This window comes from Streptomyces sp. NPDC126497 (assembly GCF_040302425.1).
Lineage (GTDB): Bacteria > Actinomycetota > Actinomycetes > Streptomycetales > Streptomycetaceae > Streptomyces.
Map to the genome: position 1 here is coordinate 1 of NZ_JBEORT010000074.1, position 18,671 is coordinate 18,671.

An 18,671-nucleotide genomic window follows, 5' to 3' on the forward strand; every position below is an offset into this window, starting at 1 on the left:
GCCGCCGGGTACGGCGCGGTGCGGCGTCCTCGGCGGCCGCTTCGGCGGCGGGCGCGGGGGTCTCGGCGGCCTGGGACGCCTCGGGCGCCCCGGTGGTGGCCTCGGCGGCCTTCGCGGCCGTCTCCGGCGAGGTCACACTGCGGGTGGCGCGCCGCCGGGTACGGGCGGGAGCAGCGTCCTCCGACACGGCCTGCACGCCCTCCGGCGCGGTCCGCGCGGCCTCGGTGGCCGTCTGTGCGGCCTCGGGGGCGGTCTGCGCGGCCTCGGGGGCGGTCTGCGCGGCCTCGGGGGCCGTCTCCGGCGAGGTCACACTACGGGTGGCGCGCCGCCGGGTGCGGCGCGGTGCCGCGTCCTCGGACGCGGCGGGGGCCGACTGCTCGGCGGCCGGGGCGGTCCCGGACGCGGCGGGCGTCGCCGGTACGACGGTCTCGGCGGCCTCCGCCGACTCCGGCGTCCCGGCCGGCGCGGCAGCCCGGCGGACCGCACGACGGCGTCGGGGCGGGGCGGGCGGGGCCTCGACGGCCTCCGCCTCCTGCTCGGCCTCCGCCTCGGCGGTCTCCTGCTCCGCGAGCTCATCGGGCTCGGGGGACTCGGCGGCCGGTATGGCCGGCGCGACGGTCTCGGCGGGCGTGTCGGCCGCGCCGGCCGGCGGGCCCGCCGGCCGGGACGCGGCACGGCGCCGTCGCCTCGGCGGCAGGGTGTCGCTCGGTGTGTGCAGTTCGGAGCCCTCGGTGGGCTCGATCGGTTCGAGCATGCGGGCGTTTCTCCCGTCAGGCTCCCGGGCGCCGCACCTGGTCCGGCGATGCCGGTGACGTCCGCGGCTCGCGCAGTGCGCGATCGCCGCCGTCCGGGGCGCGGGCGCCGCACGGGAGCACTCTGTGTCCTGTCTCGCCGGTTCCGTACGCCGAATGCGCACGGCCTGGCGAAAGTCTTCTGGTCGGTGCGCTGCCCGACCCAGGTGGCTCCCGAGGTCGAGGGCGGCGCTTACGACGTCCGTCCCTTCGCGGGACCTTCCTTACGCCGGCGCCGTCGCGGCGGCAGTGGCGTCGGCCGGTTGCGGCTCGGTCGCTGCTGCCTCGCGGTCGGGCGCGAGCGGGTCGGTCACCGTGCCGGTCTCTTCATCGAACAGCCCCTGCGCCAGCCTGGTCACCGCTGCGGGGACCGGCGGCGCCAGGTCGGCCACGGCGCGGAGACCGGACAGGACGTCGTCGGGTCGTACGGCAGGCGTCACGTGCCGAACAACCAGCCGCAGTATCGCACAGGGCCGGTCGGTCGGCCTATCGGCCCGCGACGAGTCCGTGTCCGTGAGCTCCAGCCCCGCGACCGCCGAACGGGCGTCGAAGGTGCGGATGCCGCTCTTGGTACGGCGCTGGACCTCGACGGTCCCGGCCGCGTTGAAGGCGTCCACCGCACGGCGGGCGTCCTCGGGGCCGACGCCGTCCAGCCGCAGCTCCCACACGGAAGCCGTCAGCCGGTCGGCGAGACCCGACGTGCGGGCCTCGACCGCCTCGACGATGTCGAGCCCGGCGGGCATCGACTCGTCGAGCAGGCCGCGGAGCCTCTCGGGGTCACGCGGCTCGGTGAGCGCGATCTCCAGATACTCCGCCTCACTGCCCGTGCCGGTGGGTGCGGCATTGGCGTACGACACCTTCGGGTGCGGCGTGAACCCCGCCGAGTACGCCATCGGTACCTCGGCGCGGCGCAGCGCACGCTCGAAGGCGCGCTGGAAATCACGGTGGCTGGTGAACCGGAGGCGGCCGCGCTTGGTGTAACGCAGTCGGATGCGCTGCACCGCGGGTGCGGGCGGCGGGCCTTCGGGCTGTCGCTTGCCCAGTGTCGTTCAGTCCTTCGTGAGAGCGGTCGTACTGCTACCAAGAGTACGTGCCCGCGGGCCCGAGGGTTCCCGGTGGTGCGTGAGCTGCGGTTCCTTCGGACCGGCCGGCTCGCCGAGCAGCGCCCGCCGGACGTCGGCACGGGCCCGCCGCACCGACGCGCGGGCGGCGGCGAGGGCCCGCCGGCCGGCCCGGCCCACCTCGCGGGCGGCGTTCCCGACGGGCCGCAGCACCGCGTCGCGCACCACGTGCCCCACCGGGGTCAGCACGTTCCGGTACACCCACCGCACCGGCTCCACGAACACCCACCGCAGCAGCCTCCCGAAGAACCGTCCGACGGTCTGCGAGAGGTGCCCGGCGACACGCCAGGCGTGCCCGAGGGCGTCCCCGGCCTCCCGCGCGACGACGGCGAGCACCCGGCCGACGGGCACCAGCACCCCGTGCCACACCGTGAGCGCGGGCAGCACCAGCAGGACCCGGGTGACCCGGTACAGCCCCGTGCCGACCCCGGCGACGACCGTCGCCACCAGCCGCACCAGGCCCCTGACGCACCGGACGGCCGCCCGCCCCACCGGCGCGAACACCCACCGGTACAACCATGCCGAGGGCACCACGACGAGACACCGTCCCAGCCGCGCCGCACCCGCCCGCGCCCCGGCCCCGATCGCCGCGAGCACCCGGCCGACCGGCGTCAGCACGCGCGCGTACAGCCACGCGGCCCCGCGGCCGAGGGGAACCAGCACATGGCGGTGGAACGCGACGGCCGGCAGGACCACCAGCACCCGCCCGAGCCGGGCCAGCCCCTTGCCGCACGGCGCCAGGACGTACCGCCACAGCCCCACGAACGGCCACACGAACACCGCCCGCCCCGCCCACAGCAGCGCCCGCCCCAGGGGCCGCAGCAGCCGGTCGTCCAGGAACCGGCCGGCGACGGTCAGCGCGTCCCACACCAACCGCACCGGTACGACCAGCACCAGTGCCACGATCCGCGCGGGAACGCGGATCGCCACGACGAGACACCCCTCCCCCGCGGGCACGGCGGCCGGCGGCCCGGCCGGTTTCTCGAGATCCATACCCCCAAGGACGCCGGCGCGGCCCGCCCGGATCCCCCGCCCGAGATGTTCTTCATCCCCTACGTTGAATGACAATAGGACATAAGAATTCCGCGACTTATATAAAACAATTTCCTCTACGGGCGTTCACCCTTTTGCCACGCATCCAAGCGAAACAGCCGCCGTTAGTCGCTATATGACGAAGGCACGCATGTCCGGACCCACCAGGCCCGACGGGGGGAATCCGTGGGCATCCGACCTCGCCGGCCACGGGATCGGCGAGGCCGGCTGACATGAACGACGAACGCTACGACTCTCTCGTCTGCACGGAGCCCGTGGAATCGTCCGTACCGCACTGGGACCCGGCCGAGGAGCTCGCCTACCTGCTCCAGGAAGCCCGCAGGGAGGAACCCTCCGGAGTCACCATGCCACAGCCCCGCGAGGAGGCCCCGGTCACCGCTCCCCCGGCCGGCAGCCCCATGGGCGACCTGCAGGAGATCACGGCGGAACTGCCGCCCCTGCGCGCCTCACCCCGCGGCCACCGCAAACCCCCGCGCGGACGCCCCGACGCCCTGCGCCTCGCCAGCTGCACCACCGCCGCCCTGACGGCCGTCACCGTGTCGATGGTCAGCGTCTTCAGCGGCGTCGTCACCTACGACCCCCTGCTCCTCGTCACCACCGCCCACAGCAGCGGCAGTTCCGCGGCCTGGTGGCCCATGCTGGTCTACGGACCCTGGCTGGCGGGCTCGTTGTCCGTCCTCCGCGCCGCACTGCACCAACGACGCGCCCTGCACTCGTGGTTCGTCGTCCTCCTCTTCTCGTCCGTCGCCGTCATGCTCTGCGTGGCCCAGGCCCCCCGGACGATCACCGACATCGCCGCCGCGGCCCTCCCCGGCGTGGCCGCCCTGACCTGCTTCCAGCAACTCGTTCGCCAGATCACCCTGACCCGCCCGCCCCGCCGCACCTCACCCCGCCACCGGCTGCGGTCCGCCATGGGCCACCCCGCACCGCTCGTCGATCCCGGCGGACAGGAACGTTTCCGGACCCCGGCCCCCTCCTACCGGCATGACGCGCCGCCCACCCGATACCCCGGACAGCACACCCCGTGAGCCCCCAGCGGCCCCCGCCGACGGCGGGGGCCGCGTCGCGCCGACCGGGCTTCTCCGGGACGCGGCCGCGGAGAAGCCCGTACTCCTCGCGCAGATGAGAGCAATCTCGACGCCCGTGCCCAGGCGGTTCCACCAGCGGAGGCAACCCTCCACGACCCGGCCGGGTCTTACGGACATGATCAGACGCCTTGCCCGTACAGGTGCGGTACTCACCATCGCGCCCCTGCTCCTGACCGCCTGCTCCGGCGACCAGAACGCCCGCGCCGAGCACCCCGCCGCCGAGCACCCCGTCTTCGACCAGAAGCTCGGCCTCCAGGTCTACCTCGCCCTACGCCGGACGCAGAAGGCCGGCGGTGCCGACTTCGTCCAGACCATGACCTTCGCATCGAAGAAGGGCCGGGCGGTGCAGACCCTCAGCGGGCGGATGGACTTCGCGAAGGGAACGGGCGAGGCGACCACGAAGTGGCACCTGTCGAAGGAGCTCCCCCGGGAAACGAAGGACACGCTTCTGGGCACCACCCCGGGCAAGGGCAACGCCGACCCCTCGGCACGCGTCCTCGTCGACCCCCAACACATCCACTACCGCGCCGGGTCGGCGGCGTACTGGCTCCGGTACACGACGGGCGACACCCGTCCGGACCTCGGCATCGACCGCATCGACCACCTGCGCGGATCCGAAGGACCGGTGGGCGGCACCCTCCTCGAAGGACTCGGTGCCACGAAGGCGACATCCCGGCGGACCGACGGCTCCCGGCGCACCTATGAGGCGGACCTGCCCAAGAGCGCCGCCGCGCAACTGTTTCCCAGGGACCTCGGGCGCGAGCTCTCTCCCCTCTCCCCCACCGGATCCTCCAGCAAGAGCGCCCCTCTGCCGGCGACCGTGTCCGTGGACGGCCGGGGACGCGTCACACACGTGCGGGCCGACCTCTCGACGGCCCTGGGGAAGAAGGGCAGCGCGTTCGAGGACATGACCTCCCTGACCATCGACCTCCGGCTCTCCGGACACGGTGAGTCGAAGCCCGCCGCGAAGCCCGACGGATCCGTCCGGCCGGCCCGCGAGGCGGTCCGTCCCGTCGACTCGGTGAAGCCCGGTGGCTGTGTCGACTTCAGCACGGGCCAGCGGCTCCTGGACACCGTCGTGGACGTGCCGTGCTCGGACGCGCACGACGGCAGGATCTTCGCCCAGAGAAAACTCGGCACGGACCCCTACCCGGGCAGCACGGCCGCCCGGGAGAAAGCCGCCGCCGCCTGCCGCGCCGCCTACGGCACCGCCCCCGGGCCATGGATCTCCGAGGCGGACCGGGCCGGGGACTACTGGCACATGTGGTCGAATCAGGAAGAATGGGAACAAAGCGGAGGGCGTGCCACCTGCTACGTCGTCACCGCCAGGGGCACCGCTCGAAGCAGGTGACGGAAGTCCGTGACCAGACGGCCCGAAGCAGGGCTGCCGGGTGACGCGCGGAAGCGAGGGCGGCCAGGCCGACCCGGGCGAGGAGGACGAGGTCGTGCCCCATCGGCCGCGCACGGCACGGCGGCCACCTCGCCCTCACCCACCTCCGGGGCCTCGATCACCCGATCGAGTGCCTCGCTCACGTCAGTGAGAATGACCGCTCGGCGCCGGCGCGGAGTTCTTGACCGCGAGCGGGAGCAGCTTCTTGCCGGTCGGGCCGATTTGTATGGCCGTGTCCATCTGCGGGCACACGCCGCAGTCGAAGCACGGGGTCCAGCGGCAGTCCTCGACCTCCGTCTCGTCGAGGGCGTCCTGCCAGTCCTCCCAGAGCCAGTCCTTGTCGAGGCCGGAGTCGAGGTGGTCCCAGGGCAGGACCTCCTCGTAGGAGCGCTCGCGGGTGGTGTACCAGTCGACGTCGACGCCGAAGGGGGCCAGCGCCTTGTCCGCGCAGTTCATCCAGCGGTCGTACGAGAAGTGCTCGCGCCAGCCGTCGAAGCGGCCGCCGTCCTCGTAGACCGCGCGGATGACCGCGCCGACGCGGCGGTCGCCGCGGGAGAGCAGGCCCTCGACGATGCCGGGCTTGCCGTCGTGGTAGCGGAAGCCGATGGAGCGGCCGTACTTCTTGTCGCCGCGGATCCTGTCGCGGAGCTTGCCGAGGCGCTCGTCCGTCTCCTCGGCGGAGAGCTGCGGGGCCCACTGGAAGGGGGTGTGCGGCTTGGGGACGAACCCGCCGATGGAGACCGTGCAGCGGATGTCGTTGGAGCCGGAGACCTCGCGTCCCTTGGCGATCACACGGGTGGCCATGTCGGCGATCTGGAGGACGTCGTCGTCGGTCTCGGTGGGCAGGCCGCACATGAAGTACAGCTTCACCTGGCGCCAGCCGTTGCCGTAGGCGGTGGCGACGGTCCGGATGAGGTCGTCCTCGGAGACCATCTTGTTGATGACCTTGCGGATGCGTTCCGAGCCGCCCTCGGGGGCGAAGGTGAGGCCCGAGCGGCGGCCGTTGCGGGTCAGCTCGTTGGCCAGGTCGATGTTGAAGGCGTCGACGCGGGTGGAGGGGAGGGAGAGGCCGATCTTGTCTTCCTCGTAGCGGTCGGCGAGGCCCTTGGCGATGTCGCCGATCTCCGAGTGGTCGGCGGAGGAGAGGGAGAGCAGGCCCACCTCCTCGAAGCCCGTGGCCTTCAGGCCCTTGTCGACCATCTCGCCGATGCCGGTGATGGAGCGCTCGCGGACCGGGCGGGTGATCATGCCGGCCTGGCAGAAGCGGCAGCCGCGGGTGCAGCCGCGGAAGATCTCCACGGACATGCGCTCGTGGACGGTCTCGGCGAGCGGGACGAGGGGCTGCTTGGGGTAGGGCCACTCGTCGAGGTCCATCACGGTGTGCTTGGAGACGCGCCACGGCACGCCCGACCTGTTCGGCACGACGCGGGCGATGCGGCCGTCGGGGAGGTACTCGACGTCGTAGAAGCCGGGGACGTACACCCCGCCGGTCCTCGCCAGGCGGAAGAGGAGTTCCTCGCGGCCGCCGGGGCGGCCCTCCTCCTTCCAGGCGCGGATGATCCGCGTGACCTCCAGGACGGCCTGCTCGCCGTCGCCGATGACCGCGCAGTCGATGAAGTCGGCGATCGGCTCGGGGTTGAAGGCGGCGTGGCCGCCGGCCATGACGATCGGGTCGTCGAGGCCGCGGTCCCTGGCCTCCAGGGGGATGCCGGCCAGGTCCAGGGCGGTGAGCATGTTGGTGTAGCCGAGCTCGGTGGAGAAGCTCAGGCCGAACACGTCGAAGGCCTTCACCGGGCGGTGGCTGTCGACCGTGAACTGCGGGACGTCGTGCTCCCGCATCAGCGCCTCGAGGTCCGGCCAGACGCTGTAGGTGCGCTCGGCGAGGACGCCGTCCTGTTCGTTGAGGACCTCGTAGAGGATCATGACGCCCTGGTTGGGCAGTCCGACCTCGTAGGCGTCGGGGTACATGAGCGCCCAGCGGACGTCGCAGCTGTCCCACGGCTTGACCGTGGAGTTGAGCTCTCCGCCGACGTACTGGATCGGCTTCTGCACATGCGGGAGCAGAGCTTCGAGCTGCGGGAACACAGACTCGGCGGCTTCGGCAGGCATCTCGCGAACCTTTGTGTGCTGAGTGGGGTGACCATTCAGCGTAACGCGGCCGGAGGGGTGTTCCCTACGTCGTCCAGGGCCGGAGGTCCTCGGTGATCGTCGTCCAGGCCTCGGGGAGGGCGGCCTCGGCGAGTTCCGCGCGGCGTTCCTCGCGGGCGTGGAGGACGCCGTAGGTGAAGGCGCTCTCGCCCGCCGCGTGGGCGACGGCGGCGAGCTCGCGGAGGGTCTTGCGGGCCATGACGCTGTCCTGGTGGTCGCCGAGCAGGTTCTGGAGCGCCTTCATGGCCGTGACGAGGTCGTCCGCCGGCCGGCCGAGTGCGGGGGCGGCGGCCTCGGCGGCGTAGCGGGTGCGCTTGGTCTTCTTGCGGGCCTCGTGCAGGACGACGTCGCGGTCGGTGCCGGGTGGGAGGTCGAGGGCGTGGGTGACGAGGCCGGTGAGTTTGTCGAGGTTCTTGCGCACGGCCTTGGTGAGGACCTTGTCCGGCTCGGCGCCGGCTTTCTTGCGCAGGGGCGGGTCGGCGAGCAGGGCGTCCAGGGTGTCGAGGAGGGTGAGGTACCTGCGGGAGTCGAGGATGCCGGTGAGGCGGCCGTGGGCTCCGGCGTGGCGGGTCTCGGCCCAGGTGGTGAGCCGGTGGCCGACGGGGCCGGCGACGAGGGTGTCGGGCAGGGCGGCGAGGGAGGAGCGGAGGCGTTCGGCGAGCACTTCCTGGTCGCGGTCCAGGCCCAGCTCCGTGGCCAGCCATTTCAGGTCGTCACCGACGGGGTCGGTGGCCTCGCGGTCGAGGACGGGGCGGAAGGTGCGGAAGGTGCTGCGCAGGCGGCGGGTGGCGACCCTCATGCGGTGCACGGAGTCGGGGACGTCCTGGCGTACGGCGGGGTCGAGTTCGACGAGGGCGTCGCGCTGGGCGCGGACGTAGGCGAGGACGTGGTCGCCGGCGGTGACGGGTTTTCCGGCCGGTCGTGGCCTGCGCTTGTGCCGCGGGGCCGCTTCGGGTGCCGTGGCGGGTGCCTCCGGCGCCGTGGTGGCCGTGGTGTCCGGTGCGGTCTCGGCCAGTGCCCTGGCCAGTTTGGAGGCCGAGGAGGCGGGGTGTATGCCGGCCTTGCGCAGGCGTTTCTCGACCTTGTCGAGGAAGGCGGGGTCGCCGTCGTCGGCGAGCTCGACCTCGATCTCGGTCCACCGGGCGGTGCCGCCGTCGCCGGTGAGGCGTTCGGCGTGGACGGTGTCGACGCTGACCTCGGCGAGCAGCCGGCCGTCGGCGTCCGCCAGGTGGCGTACGTCGCGGTCGGAGCGCAGCCGGACGACGGGCAGCAGGTCGCGGTCGCGGACGCGGGAGCGGACGAGGGCGGCGAGTTCGTCCGGGAGGGTGTCGGAGAGGGGGGCGCGGATCTCGTCGCGCGCTCCGGGGGCGACGGGGAACTTCAGGTGCCAGCCGGCGTCGGAGCCGCCGGTGCGGCGGCGCAGGGTGACGGAGGCGGCGGCGAGGCGCTGGTCGGCGGTGTCGTGGTAGGTGGCGTCGAGGTGGGTGACGCCCTTGTCGAGGACGGTGGCCACGCCGGGGACGCGCGTCAGGTCGGGCAGACCGCTGCCGTCGGACTGGTACTTTCGCTCGATCTCGCGCTTGGTGTCCGCCATGAGGTGTATCTATCCGTGATGGGCGGATCTAGTCGTCAGGGGCGCGCGGCGGCGGTGCGCCGCCGTCGTGCGCCCCTGGCGGTTCACGCGGACATCGGCCGTTGCACCCGGATGGACTGCAGCAGGCCCACGGCCAGCCATACGGCGAACATGGAGGAGCCGCCGTAGGAGACGAACGGCAGGGGGAGGCCGGTGACGGGCATGATGCCGAGGGTCATGCCGATGTTCTCGAAGGACTGGAAGGCGAACCAGGCGACGACGCCGGCGGCGACGATCGTGCCGTAGAGGTCGGTGGTGTCGCGGGCGATGCGGCAGGCGCGCCAGAGGATGATGCCGAGCAGGCCGATGATCAGTGCGCCGCCGACGAAGCCGAGTTCCTCGCCGGCGACGGTGAAGACGAAGTCGGTCTGCTGTTCGGGGACGAACTGGCCGGTGGTCTGGGAGCCGTGGAAGAGGCCGGAGCCGGTCAGTCCGCCGGAGCCGATGGCGATGCGGGCCTGGTTGGTGTTGTAGCCGACGCCGGCGGGGTCGAGTTCGGGGTTGGCGAAGGCGGCGAAGCGGTTGATCTGGTACTCGTCGAGGATGCCGAGCTGCCAGACGGTGATCGCGCCGGCCGCTCCGGCGCCGAGCAGGCCGAAGATCCAGCGGTTGGAGGCGCCGGAGGCGAGCAGGACCCCGAGCACGATGATGACCATGACCATGACCGACCCGAGGTCGGGCATGAGCATCACGATCAGCATGGGGACGACGGCCAGGCCGAGGGCCTGGAGGACCGTGCGGTGGTCGGGGTGGGGTTTGTCGCCGGCGTCGACGCGGGCGGCGAGCAGCATCGCCATGCCCAGGATGATCGTGATCTTCACGAACTCGGAGGGCTGGAGGGAGAAGCCGCCGGGGAGCTTGATCCAGGAGTGGGCGCCGTTGATGGTGGAGCCCAGGGGGGTGAGCACCAGCAGGATCAGGAAGACGGAGGCGCCGTACAGCAGGGGCACGGCCGTGCGCAGGGCGCGGTGGCCGAGCCAGACGGTGCCGATCATCAGGGCCACCCCGATGCCGGTGTTGAGCCAGTGCCGGACCAGGAAGTAGTAGGGGTCGCCCTGGTTGAGTTCGGTGCGGTTGCGGGTGGCCGAGTAGACCAGGAGCGAGCCCAGCAGGGACAGGGCGAGCGCCGAGAACAGTATCGGCCAGTCGAGGCGCCGGGCCAGGGAGTCGCGGGCGAAGACCCGCGTCCAGCCGGCCCGCTCCGGTCCGTATCCGGAGACCTGGAAGCTGTTGACTCCGCCGGTCATGACGCTGTCCTCCGGAGTCCCTTTCCGGTGCCGGTGGTGCCGCGTCGTCGTCGGTGGCGGCGGGTCTGGCGGTTGCCCATCTCCGGTGAGGGGACCGTGCCGGCCTGCTGCGGGTCGGCGGGGTCGTCGCCCTGCGGGGTGGTGGCCCGGGCGTCGGGGGAGGGGGACACCCGGTCCTTGGCGGGGTCCTTGGAGACCTTCGGGGAGGTGATGGTGCCGTCCGTGCGGACCTTGGGGAGGTTCTTCTGCGGCGTGGACAGCAGCGCCTTCTTCTTGTCGATCTCGCCGTCCTCGGAGACGCCGTAGAGGGCGTTGTAGATGTTGCGCACGGCGGGGGCCGAGGCACCGGAGCCGGTACCGCCCTGGGAGATCGTCATGACGATCGAGTAGTCCTTGGTGTACGTGGCGAACCACGAGGTGGTCTGCTTGCCGTAGACCTCGGCGGTACCGGTCTTGGCGTGCATCGGGATCTCGTCCTGTGGCCAGCCCCCGAATCGCCAGGCGGCCGTACCGCGGGTGGCGACTCCTTCGAGGGCTTCGTCTATCTGGGCGAGCGTCTTCTTCGACGTCGGCAGCTTGCCGTGCGCCTTGGGCTCGATCTCCGTGACGGTCTTGCCGTCGGGGCTGATGACGGCCTTGCCGACGGTGGGGTGGTAGAGGGTGCCGCCGTTGGAGATGGCCGCGTAGATGGTGGCCATCTGGATGGGGGTGACGAGCGTGTCGCCCTGGCCGATGGAGTAGTTGACGGAGTCACCCGCGCGCAGCCGGTTGCCTTCGAGGCAGTTCTCGTAGGCGATCTTCTCCGCGTAGGTGCCGTCCTTCTTCCCGTACTTGCACCAGGCGTCCTTGTTGGCCGTCCAGTAGTCCAGCTTCCACTGGCGGTCGGGGACGCGGCCGGTGACCTCGTTGGGCAGGTCGATGCCGGTCTCCTCGCCGAGGCCGAACTGGTGGGCGGTCTTGTAGAACCAGTCGTGGGCGTTCTTCTTCGGCTTGTTGCCGCCGTCGCGCTTCCACTCCTCGTGGGCGAGGGAGTAGAAGACGGTGTCGCAGGACACCTCCAGGGCGCGGCCGAGGCTGATCGGGCCGTGGTTCTGGGACTCGAAGTTCTTGAAGACCTGTCCGCCGATGGAGTACGAGCTGGAGCAGTTGTAGGGGCCTTCGAAGGAGTAGCCGGCCTGTATGGCGGCGGCCGTGGGGATCACCTTGAAGATGGAGCCGGGTGCCGACTGGCCCTGGATGGCGCGGTTGAGCAGCGGGTAGTTGGACTTCTTTCCGGTGAGGGCGGCGTAGTCCTTGGCGGAGATGCCGCCGACCCAGGCGTTGGGGTCGTAGGTCGGGTTGGAGGCCATGGCGACGACGCGGCCGGTCTTGGCCTCCATGACGACGACGGCGCCGGAGTCGGCCTCGTAGTTGCGGTTGGTGTTGCGGTCGTGCTGGTCGCGGGCGTCCTTCATCGCCTCGTTCAGCTCGTACTCGGCGATGCGCTGGACGCGGGAGTCGATGCTGGTGACGAGGTTGGCGCCGGGCTGGGCGGGGTCGGCCTTCGCCTCGCCGATGACGCGGCCGAGGTTGTCGACCTCGTAGCGGGTGACGCCGGCCTTGCCGCGCAGCTGCTTGTCGTACTGGCGCTCGAGGCCGGAGCGGCCGACCATGTCGGAGCGCAGGTAGGGCGAGCTGGTGTCCTCGGCCTTCTGGATCTCCTCGTCGGTGACGGGCGAGAGGTAGCCGAGGACCTGGGCGGTGTTGGCCTTGCCGGGGCTCGGGTAGCGGCGCAGGGCCTGCGGTTCGGCGGTGATGCCGGGGAAGTCCTCGGCGCGTTCGCGGATCTGCAGGGCCTGCTTGGCGGTGGCCTCGTCGGTGATGGGGATGGGCTGGTACGGCGAGCCGTTCCAGCAGGGCTGGGGGGTCTTGGCGTCACAGAGGCGGACCTTCTGGACGACCTCTTCGGCCTTCATGCCGAGGACGCCGGCGAGTTTGGTGAGGACCGCCTTGCCGTCGTCCTTCATCTTCAGCAGCTCGGTGCGGGAGGCGGAGACGACCAGGCGGGTCTCGTTGTCGGCGAGGGGGACTCCGCGGGCGTCCAGGATGGAGCCGCGGACCGCGGGCTGGACGACCTGCTGGACGTGGTTGCCGGAGGCCTCCTTGGCGTACTGGTCGCCCTCGCGGATCTGGAGGTACCACAGGCGTCCGCCGAGGGTGCCGAGGAGGGAGATGACGAGGACCTGGATGACGACGAGCCGGATCTGGACCCGCGGGCTGCGGCCGGTCTCGGGGATGTTGGTCACGCGGCTTCCTCCTCTCAGAGCGCGTACGCGGGTGCGGGTACGTGTGCTGAACGGCCGGGCCGTGCCCCGGCGTTCCGCCGTCTTTCACTCGTTCTGGTGAAGTGGTGCGGGGTCACAGGCGCTTGACCCCCTTGATGCGCCCGGCGCGGGCCACCCGGGCGCGGGCCGCCTTGGCCCGCAGTCCGCCCCGCTGCCCGCCGATGCGCAGTCCGGTGCCGCCGGAGATCCAGCCCGAGGCGACGTCGCCGGACTTGCCGGGGCTGGTCTCGGCGAGCGGGTCGTTCTCGGCGCGCCGGGCCAGGGCCATGACGCCGGGGACCACGAACGGCGCGAGCAGCAGGTCGTACAGGGCGGCGGTGAACAGCAGTCCGCCGAGGCCGACGTGGCGGGCGGCGGTGTCGCCGACGAGGGCGCCGACACCGGCGTAGAGCAGGGTGGAGCCGAGGGCGGCGGCGACGACCACGACCATCGGGCCGGTCGCCGATTTCACCTGGCCGCTCTCGGGCTTGACGAGTCCGGCGAGGTAGCCGATGACGCACAGCACCAGGGCGTAGCGGCCGGCGGCGTGGTCGGCGGGCGGGGCGAGGTCGGCGAGGAGTCCGGCGGCGAAGCCGACCAGGGCGCCGCCGACGTGGCCGTAGACCAGGGCGAGGCCGAGGACGGTGAGCAGCAGCAGGTCGGGGACGGCGCCCGGGAGGTGGAGGCGGGCGAGGACGCTCACCTGGATCACCAGGGCGACGACGATCAGCGAGCTGGAGAGCAGGATCCGGTTGACGCGCATGGGGTGACAGCTCCTACTGCTCTTGCTGGTTGAGGCCGTCGGCGGGGGCGGGGGGCGTGACGGTCACCGTCACGGTCGGCGTGGGGGTCGGCTTCGGCTTCCTGGGCAGCACCGTGTCGCGCGGGTCCTTCTTCGGGGCCTGGACGACGACGCCGACGACGTCGAGCTTGCTGAAGCTGACGAACGGCGTGACGGAGAGGGTGCGGGTGAGGTCGCCGCCGGAGGGGTCGACGCGGGAGACGACACCGACCGGGACGCCGGGCACGAACGGCTTGTCGGCCTGGGAGCCGAAGGTGACCAGACGGTCGCCCTTCTTGATCTCGGCCTTGCCGTTGAGGAGTTCGACGCGCAGCGGGCGGTCGCCCTGGCCGGAGGCGAAGCCGAGTTCGTCGCTGCCCTCCATGCGGGTGCCGACGGTGAAGTCGGGGTCGGTGGCGAGCAGCACGGTGGCGGTGTGCGGGCCGACGGTGGTGACGCGGCCGACGAGTCCGTCGCCGTTGAGGACGGTCATGTCGCGTTCGATGCCGTCGTCGGCGCCGGCGTCGATGGTGATGGTCCAGGAGAAGCCCTGGGCGGCTCCTATGGCGATGACCTGGGCGCCCTTGATGCCGTACTGGCCCTGGCCGGAGACCTTGAGCAGCTTGTCGAGCTGCTTGAGGCGGCTGCGGCTGCGGTCGTCGCTGCCGAGTTCGGCCTTGAGCGCGGCGTTCTCGCGCTCCAGTTCGGCGAGCCGGTCGTGCCGGTCGCCGGACTCGCGGACGGCGGAGACGGCGTTGCCGATCGGGTCGACCGCGCCGGACACGCCGTTCTCGATCGGGCCGAAGACGGTCGCCGCTGCCTGTCGGGCACCGTCGACCGGTGAATCCTCCCCGCCGCGGATGTCCACCGTGATCAGTGCGAACGCGATGGCGATCAGCAGCACCAGGAGCAGCCGGCTCTCTCGTGTGTCCCTCACGTGCGGCGGCCGTGCCTTCCTCGTCGAGAACGGGTATGAGGTGGGGGGGTCTGTTCAGGTGTGTCGCGGGTGCGTCGAAGCCGTGTCGAGACGTTGTGCGGGGGGATCTCGTGCCTCTATATCAACGATCCGCCGTACGGAGAGCGGTCGTCCCGTACGGCGGAATCGAAGGGGTGCGTCATCTGCGCGGCTGGGCGTCGAGCACCTGCTGAAGCGCCTCGAACTCCTCGACGCACTTGCCGGAACCGAGCGCCACGCTGTCCAGCGGGTCCTCGGCGATGTGGATCGGCATGCCCGTCTCCCGGCGCAGCCGCTCGTCGAGGCCGCGCAGCAGGGCCCCGCCGCCGGTCAGGACGATGCCCCGGTCCATGATGTCGCCGGACAGCTCCGGCGGGCACTTGTCCAGGGTCGTCTTGACGGCGTCCACGATGGCGTTGACCGGTTCCTCGATCGCCTTGCGCACCTCGGCGGCGGAGATCACCACGGTCTTCGGCAGTCCGGACACGAGGTCGCGGCCGCGGATCTCGGTGTGCTCGTCGGTGTCGAGGTCGTACGCCGAACCGATCGTGATCTTGATCTGTTCGGCCGTCCGCTCGCCCAGCAGGAGGGAGTACTCCTTCTTGATGTGCTGGATGATCGCGTTGTCCAGCTCGTCACCCGCGACGCGGATGGACTGGGCGGTGACGATGCCGCCGAGGGAGATGACCGCGACCTCCGTGGTGCCGCCGCCGATGTCCACCACCATGTTGCCGGTGGCCTCGTGGACCGGCAGCCCGGAGCCGATGGCCGCGGCCATGGGCTCCTCGATGATGTGCACCTGACGGGCGCCGGCCTGGGACGACGCCTCGATGACGGCGCGGCGCTCGACGCCCGTGATGCCCGAGGGCACGCAGACGACGACCCGCGGACGAGCCAGGTAGCGCCGCTTGTGGATCTTCAGGATGAAGTAGCGGAGCATCCGCTCGGTGATCTCGAAGTCGGCGATCACGCCGTCCTTCAGCGGACGCACGGCGACGATGTTGCCGGGCGTGCGTCCGATCATCTTCTTCGCCTCGGCGCCGACCGCGAGGATGCCGCCGGTGTTGGTGTTGATCGCGACGACGGACGGCTCGTTGAGTACGATCCCGCGACCCCTGACGTACACCAGCGTGTTGGCGGTCCCGAGGTCGACAGCCATGTCACGGCCGATGAACGACATTGAGTTCCCCATCAGGATTCGTCTGGCCTTCCCACGAGCTTTTGAGGGCTTTTCAGGTCGGCGAGGTGGGTGCGGTGACGTGAAGGCTTCCATGGTAGACGCGCCTTCGCGGACACCGTGCGAGGGTCTCCGCCATTGTCATCAGATGGCGTCTTCCGCTGCTTGTGGAGACGGTCCATCGGGGGCATCCGTTCCCCCGAACGCCGCGCATATGCCAGAAACGGTCCGGGGGCAAAGCCCCCAGACCGTCCGACGGACGGCAAACGCGCCGGCCGCCGCCGCGACGTGATCGTTATGCTCGCATGTTACGCGCGCCCCGGGAAGAAGATCTTCACCTCGCGCTCGGCGGACTCCTCGGAGTCGGAGGCGTGGATCAGGTTCTCCCGGACGATCACACCGAAGTCGCCGCGGATCGAGCCCGGCGCGGCGGCGATCGGGTCGGTGGGACCGGCCAGTTGGCGCACCCCCTCGATGACCCGCTCGCCCTCGACGATCATCGCCACGACCGGTCCGGAGGCCATGAACTCCACCAGCGGCTCGTAGAACGGGCGGCCGACGTGCTCCGCGTAGTGCTGCTCCAGGGTGGCACGGTCCAGGGTGCGCAGCTCCAGCGCCACGATCCGCCAGCCGGCCTTGCGCTCGATACGGCTGATGATCTCGCCGACCAGTGAGCGGCGGACGGCGTCCGGCTTCAGGAGGACGAGGGTGCGCTGGGTCATGGTGTGCGGCTCCTTGCAGGCCAGGAAGTCAATGACCTGAGGCTACCCGGTGGGACGGCCGGGCCGGCACCCGGACCGGCCCCGGCCGCCGTGGCGGCGGGGCGCACGACCGGCGACGGGCCGGGCGGGAGGACGGCCGGCACCGGCCGCGCCCCGTCACGCCCGCTGCTGCGCCGCGAACCTCGCCTTCGCCTCGTCGACCTTCCTCCCGAAGTGCACGGAGGCCCACCACAGCAGCGCGAAGAGCGCGCCCATGAAGAACATCATCGGGACGAAGACGCCGGAGGCGACCAGGGCGATCTGCAGCGCCCAGCCGAGGGCCACCCCGCCGGGCCGCGTGATCGCCCCGCACAGGGCCACGGACAGGAACATCGCGATGCCGCAGACCGTCCACACCGTGCCGGTGGACAGGTCGGCGTCCTTCATCGCGACCAGTCCGGCGAAGCCGATGATGAAGAACTCGCCGATCAGGGTCGACGCGCAGAGCGTACGCACGGGATCTCAGCCCCTCCCCAGGAGCAGTCGGGCCTCGCCGACGGTGATCACGGAACCGGTGACGAGCACCCCGCCGCCCGCGAACTCGCCCTCCTCCTCGGCCAGGGTGATCGCGGCCTCCAGGGCGTCGGGCAGCCGCGGCTCGACCTGGACGCGGTCCTCGCCGAACACCTCGACGGCGACGGCCGCCAGCTCGTCGGCGTCCATCGCGCGGTGGCTGCTGTTCCGGGTGACGACGACCTCGGCGAAGACCGGCTCGAACTCCTCCAGCAGTCCCCGCACGTCCTTGTCGCCGCTCGCGCCGACGACGCCGATGAGCCGGCTGAACTGGAAGGCCTCCCCGATGGCCGCCGCCGCCGCCCGCGCGCCGGCCGGGTTGTGGGCGGCGTCCAGGACGACGGTCGGCGAACGCCGTACGACCTCCAGCCGGCCCGGGGAGGCGACGGCGGCGAACGCCTTGCGCACGGTGTCGATGTCGAGCGGCCGGGCGTGCTGCGCGCCGACGCCGAAGAACGCCTCCACGGCGGCGAGCGCCACGGCCGCGTTGTGCGCCTGGTGCTCGCCGTGCAGCGGCAGGTACACCTCGGGGTACTCGCCGCCGAGTCCGCGCAGCGTCACCAGCTGGCCGCCGACGGCGACCTGCCGGGTCACGACCCCGAACTCCAGACCCTCCCGGGCCACCGTCGCGTCCACCTCGACGGCCTTCTTCAGCAGCACCTGCGCGGCGTCCACCGGCTGCTGCGCCATGATCACCGTGGCGTCGCGCTTGACGATGCCGGCCTTCTCGCCGGCGATCTCGGCGGGCGTGGTGCCGAGCCGGTCGGTGTGGTCCAGGTCGATGGGCGTCACCACGGCGACGCCGGCGTCGATCACGTTCGTCGCGTCCCAGCTGCCGCCCATGCCGACCTCGACGACCGCCACGTCCACGGGCGCGTCGGCGAAGGCGGCGTACGCCATGCCGGTGAGCACCTCGAAGAACGACAGCCGGTACTCCTGCTGCGCGTCGACCATCTCGACGTACGGCGCGATGTCCCGGTACGTCTCGATGAACCGCTCGGCGGAGACCGGCGCGCCGTCGAGACTGATCCGCTCGGTGATCGACTGGACGTGCGGCGAGGTGTACCGCCCGGTGCGCAGCTCGAAGGCGCCGAGCAGGGCCTCGATCATGCGGGCGGTGGAGGTCTTGCCGTTGGTGCCGGTGATGTGGATCGAGGGGTACGAGCGCTGGGGCTCGCCGAGCACGTCCATCAGCGCGGAGATGCGGGCGACGGAGGGCTCGAGCTTGGTCTCGCCCCACCGGGTGGCGAGTTCCGCCTCGACCTCGCGCAGGGCCTTGTCGACCTCGGGGTCGGCCGGGCGCGCGGGCACGTCCGCCTGGGGCGGGCCGCCCTGGGTGCGCAGGGTGCGGCTGCCGGCCTCGATCACCGCGAGGTCGGGGTCGCGGTCGGTCTCGGCGGCGACGATCTCGTCGAAGGAACCGTCGTCGTTCGGGGGGAGCTCACTCACGCAGACCAGTCTACGTACCCGCCCCTGCGGGCACTCGTGCCGCCGGGGCGGCACGGGTGGCCGGTGGGGGCGCCTCCCGCTCGAGCGAAGTCGGGAGTGGGGAGGCACCTGGTCGGCGCCGAACCGCGCGCCCCGCCCCGGACAGCCGAGGACCCCCGGAGCCGTCCGGCTCGGGGGGCCTCGGTCGGTCGTCCCGCTCACCCGCGCTTGCGGGGTACTGCTGCGCCCACCCGTGCCGCCCCGGGGGCGCCCCCAGGCCCT

Annotated in this window: 14 protein-coding genes and 1 pseudogene; 2 read left to right on the forward strand and 13 right to left on the reverse strand. The window is 71.8% G+C overall.

From position 1 onward, the window contains the following. The 3 genes and pseudogenes from ABTY20_RS25670 to ABTY20_RS25680 all read right to left on the reverse strand — a co-directional run. Positions 1–754, reverse strand: a pseudogene (locus tag ABTY20_RS25670) (Rne/Rng family ribonuclease); the annotation flags it as partial. 261 nt (positions 755–1,015) lie between these two features. Further along, a complete protein-coding gene (locus ABTY20_RS25675; protein WP_351999410.1) occupies positions 1,016–1,792 on the reverse strand; it encodes a TIGR03936 family radical SAM-associated protein in 777 nt (258 codons plus the stop codon). A 48-nt stretch (positions 1,793–1,840) separates the two neighbouring features. After that, complete coding sequence (locus ABTY20_RS25680; protein ID WP_351999411.1) at positions 1,841–2,905, reverse strand: hypothetical protein; 1,065 nt, start codon at positions 2,903–2,905, stop codon at positions 1,841–1,843. Positions 2,906–3,177: 272 nt separating this feature from the next. Here ABTY20_RS25680 and ABTY20_RS25685 point away from each other — a divergent pair, with 272 nt between their 5' ends. Together ABTY20_RS25685 and ABTY20_RS25690 are read left to right on the forward strand one after the other, a co-directional pair. Continuing rightward, positions 3,178–3,993: a DUF2637 domain-containing protein gene (locus tag ABTY20_RS25685; protein WP_351999412.1), complete on the forward strand. Its 816-nt coding sequence runs from the start codon at positions 3,178–3,180 to the stop codon at positions 3,991–3,993. Positions 3,994–4,168: 175 nt separating this feature from the next. After that, complete coding sequence (locus tag ABTY20_RS25690; protein ID WP_351999413.1) at positions 4,169–5,404, forward strand: hypothetical protein; 1,236 nt, start codon at positions 4,169–4,171, stop codon at positions 5,402–5,404. Positions 5,405–5,587: 183 nt separating this feature from the next. Here the strand turns inward: ABTY20_RS25690 and ABTY20_RS25695 are convergent, their stop codons facing one another. The 10 genes from ABTY20_RS25695 to folC all read right to left on the reverse strand — a co-directional run bounded on the left by ABTY20_RS25695 (position 5,588) and on the right by folC (position 18,410). Further along, positions 5,588–7,552 (reverse strand): TIGR03960 family B12-binding radical SAM protein, encoded by a 1,965-nt coding sequence (locus tag ABTY20_RS25695; RefSeq protein WP_351999414.1) that lies wholly within the window; start codon positions 7,550–7,552, stop codon positions 5,588–5,590. Positions 7,553–7,616: 64 nt separating this feature from the next. Beyond that, on the reverse strand, positions 7,617–9,185 hold the full coding sequence (locus tag ABTY20_RS25700; RefSeq protein WP_351999415.1) for a CYTH and CHAD domain-containing protein: 1,569 nt from the start codon (positions 9,183–9,185) through the stop codon (positions 7,617–7,619). Positions 9,186–9,268: 83 nt separating this feature from the next. After that, a complete protein-coding gene (gene rodA, locus ABTY20_RS25705; protein ID WP_351999416.1) occupies positions 9,269–10,471 on the reverse strand; it encodes a rod shape-determining protein RodA in 1,203 nt (400 codons plus the stop codon). Continuing rightward, the gene (gene mrdA / locus ABTY20_RS25710; RefSeq protein WP_351999417.1) at positions 10,468–12,756 is read right to left on the reverse strand and encodes a penicillin-binding protein 2; all 2,289 of its coding nucleotides are present in this window, start codon (positions 12,754–12,756) and stop codon (positions 10,468–10,470) included. Before mrdA ends, rodA begins: the two co-directional genes overlap by 4 nt. Positions 12,757–12,868: 112 nt before the next feature. Next, the gene (gene mreD, locus ABTY20_RS25715; RefSeq protein WP_351999418.1) at positions 12,869–13,537 is read right to left on the reverse strand and encodes a rod shape-determining protein MreD; all 669 of its coding nucleotides are present in this window, start codon (positions 13,535–13,537) and stop codon (positions 12,869–12,871) included. 13 nt (positions 13,538–13,550) lie between these two features. Next, positions 13,551–14,492, reverse strand: coding sequence for a rod shape-determining protein MreC (gene mreC / locus ABTY20_RS25720; RefSeq protein ID WP_351999419.1), 942 nt, complete (start codon positions 14,490–14,492; stop codon positions 13,551–13,553). 178 nt (positions 14,493–14,670) lie between these two features. Then, positions 14,671–15,690, reverse strand: coding sequence for a rod shape-determining protein (locus ABTY20_RS25725; RefSeq protein ID WP_006133575.1), 1,020 nt, complete (start codon positions 15,688–15,690; stop codon positions 14,671–14,673). 305 nt (positions 15,691–15,995) lie between these two features. Beyond that, a complete protein-coding gene (gene ndk / locus ABTY20_RS25730; RefSeq protein ID WP_351999420.1) occupies positions 15,996–16,409 on the reverse strand; it encodes a nucleoside-diphosphate kinase in 414 nt (137 codons plus the stop codon). Between the two features lie 156 nt (positions 16,410–16,565). Continuing rightward, positions 16,566–16,904: a DUF4233 domain-containing protein gene (locus ABTY20_RS25735; protein WP_351999421.1), complete on the reverse strand. Its 339-nt coding sequence runs from the start codon at positions 16,902–16,904 to the stop codon at positions 16,566–16,568. A gap of 6 nt (positions 16,905–16,910) precedes the next feature. Then, positions 16,911–18,410 carry a bifunctional tetrahydrofolate synthase/dihydrofolate synthase gene (gene folC / locus ABTY20_RS25740; protein ID WP_351999422.1) on the reverse strand — a complete coding sequence of 500 codons (1,500 nt, stop codon included), beginning with the start codon at positions 18,408–18,410 and terminating at the stop codon, positions 16,911–16,913. Positions 18,411–18,671 lie beyond the last annotated feature (261 nt).

Bases quoted from the DNA above. Each gene is read 5' to 3' on its own strand.
- ABTY20_RS25725 (WP_006133575.1), bottom strand. From the start codon at position 15,690: ATGTCGTTCATCGGCCGTGACATGGCTGTCGACCTCGGGACCGCCAAC.
- mreD (WP_351999418.1), bottom strand. From the start codon at position 13,537: ATGCGCGTCAACCGGATCCTGCTCTCCAGCTCGCTGATCGTCGTCGCC.
- ABTY20_RS25685 (WP_351999412.1), top strand. From the start codon at position 3,178: ATGAACGACGAACGCTACGACTCTCTCGTCTGCACGGAGCCCGTGGAA.
- ABTY20_RS25690 (WP_351999413.1), top strand. From the start codon at position 4,169: ATGATCAGACGCCTTGCCCGTACAGGTGCGGTACTCACCATCGCGCCC.
- ndk (WP_351999420.1), bottom strand. From the start codon at position 16,409: ATGACCCAGCGCACCCTCGTCCTCCTGAAGCCGGACGCCGTCCGCCGC.
- ABTY20_RS25695 (WP_351999414.1), bottom strand. From the start codon at position 7,552: ATGCCTGCCGAAGCCGCCGAGTCTGTGTTCCCGCAGCTCGAAGCTCTG.
- rodA (WP_351999416.1), bottom strand. From the start codon at position 10,471: ATGACCGGCGGAGTCAACAGCTTCCAGGTCTCCGGATACGGACCGGAG.
- ABTY20_RS25700 (WP_351999415.1), bottom strand. From the start codon at position 9,185: ATGGCGGACACCAAGCGCGAGATCGAGCGAAAGTACCAGTCCGACGGC.
- ABTY20_RS25680 (WP_351999411.1), bottom strand. From the start codon at position 2,905: ATGGATCTCGAGAAACCGGCCGGGCCGCCGGCCGCCGTGCCCGCGGGG.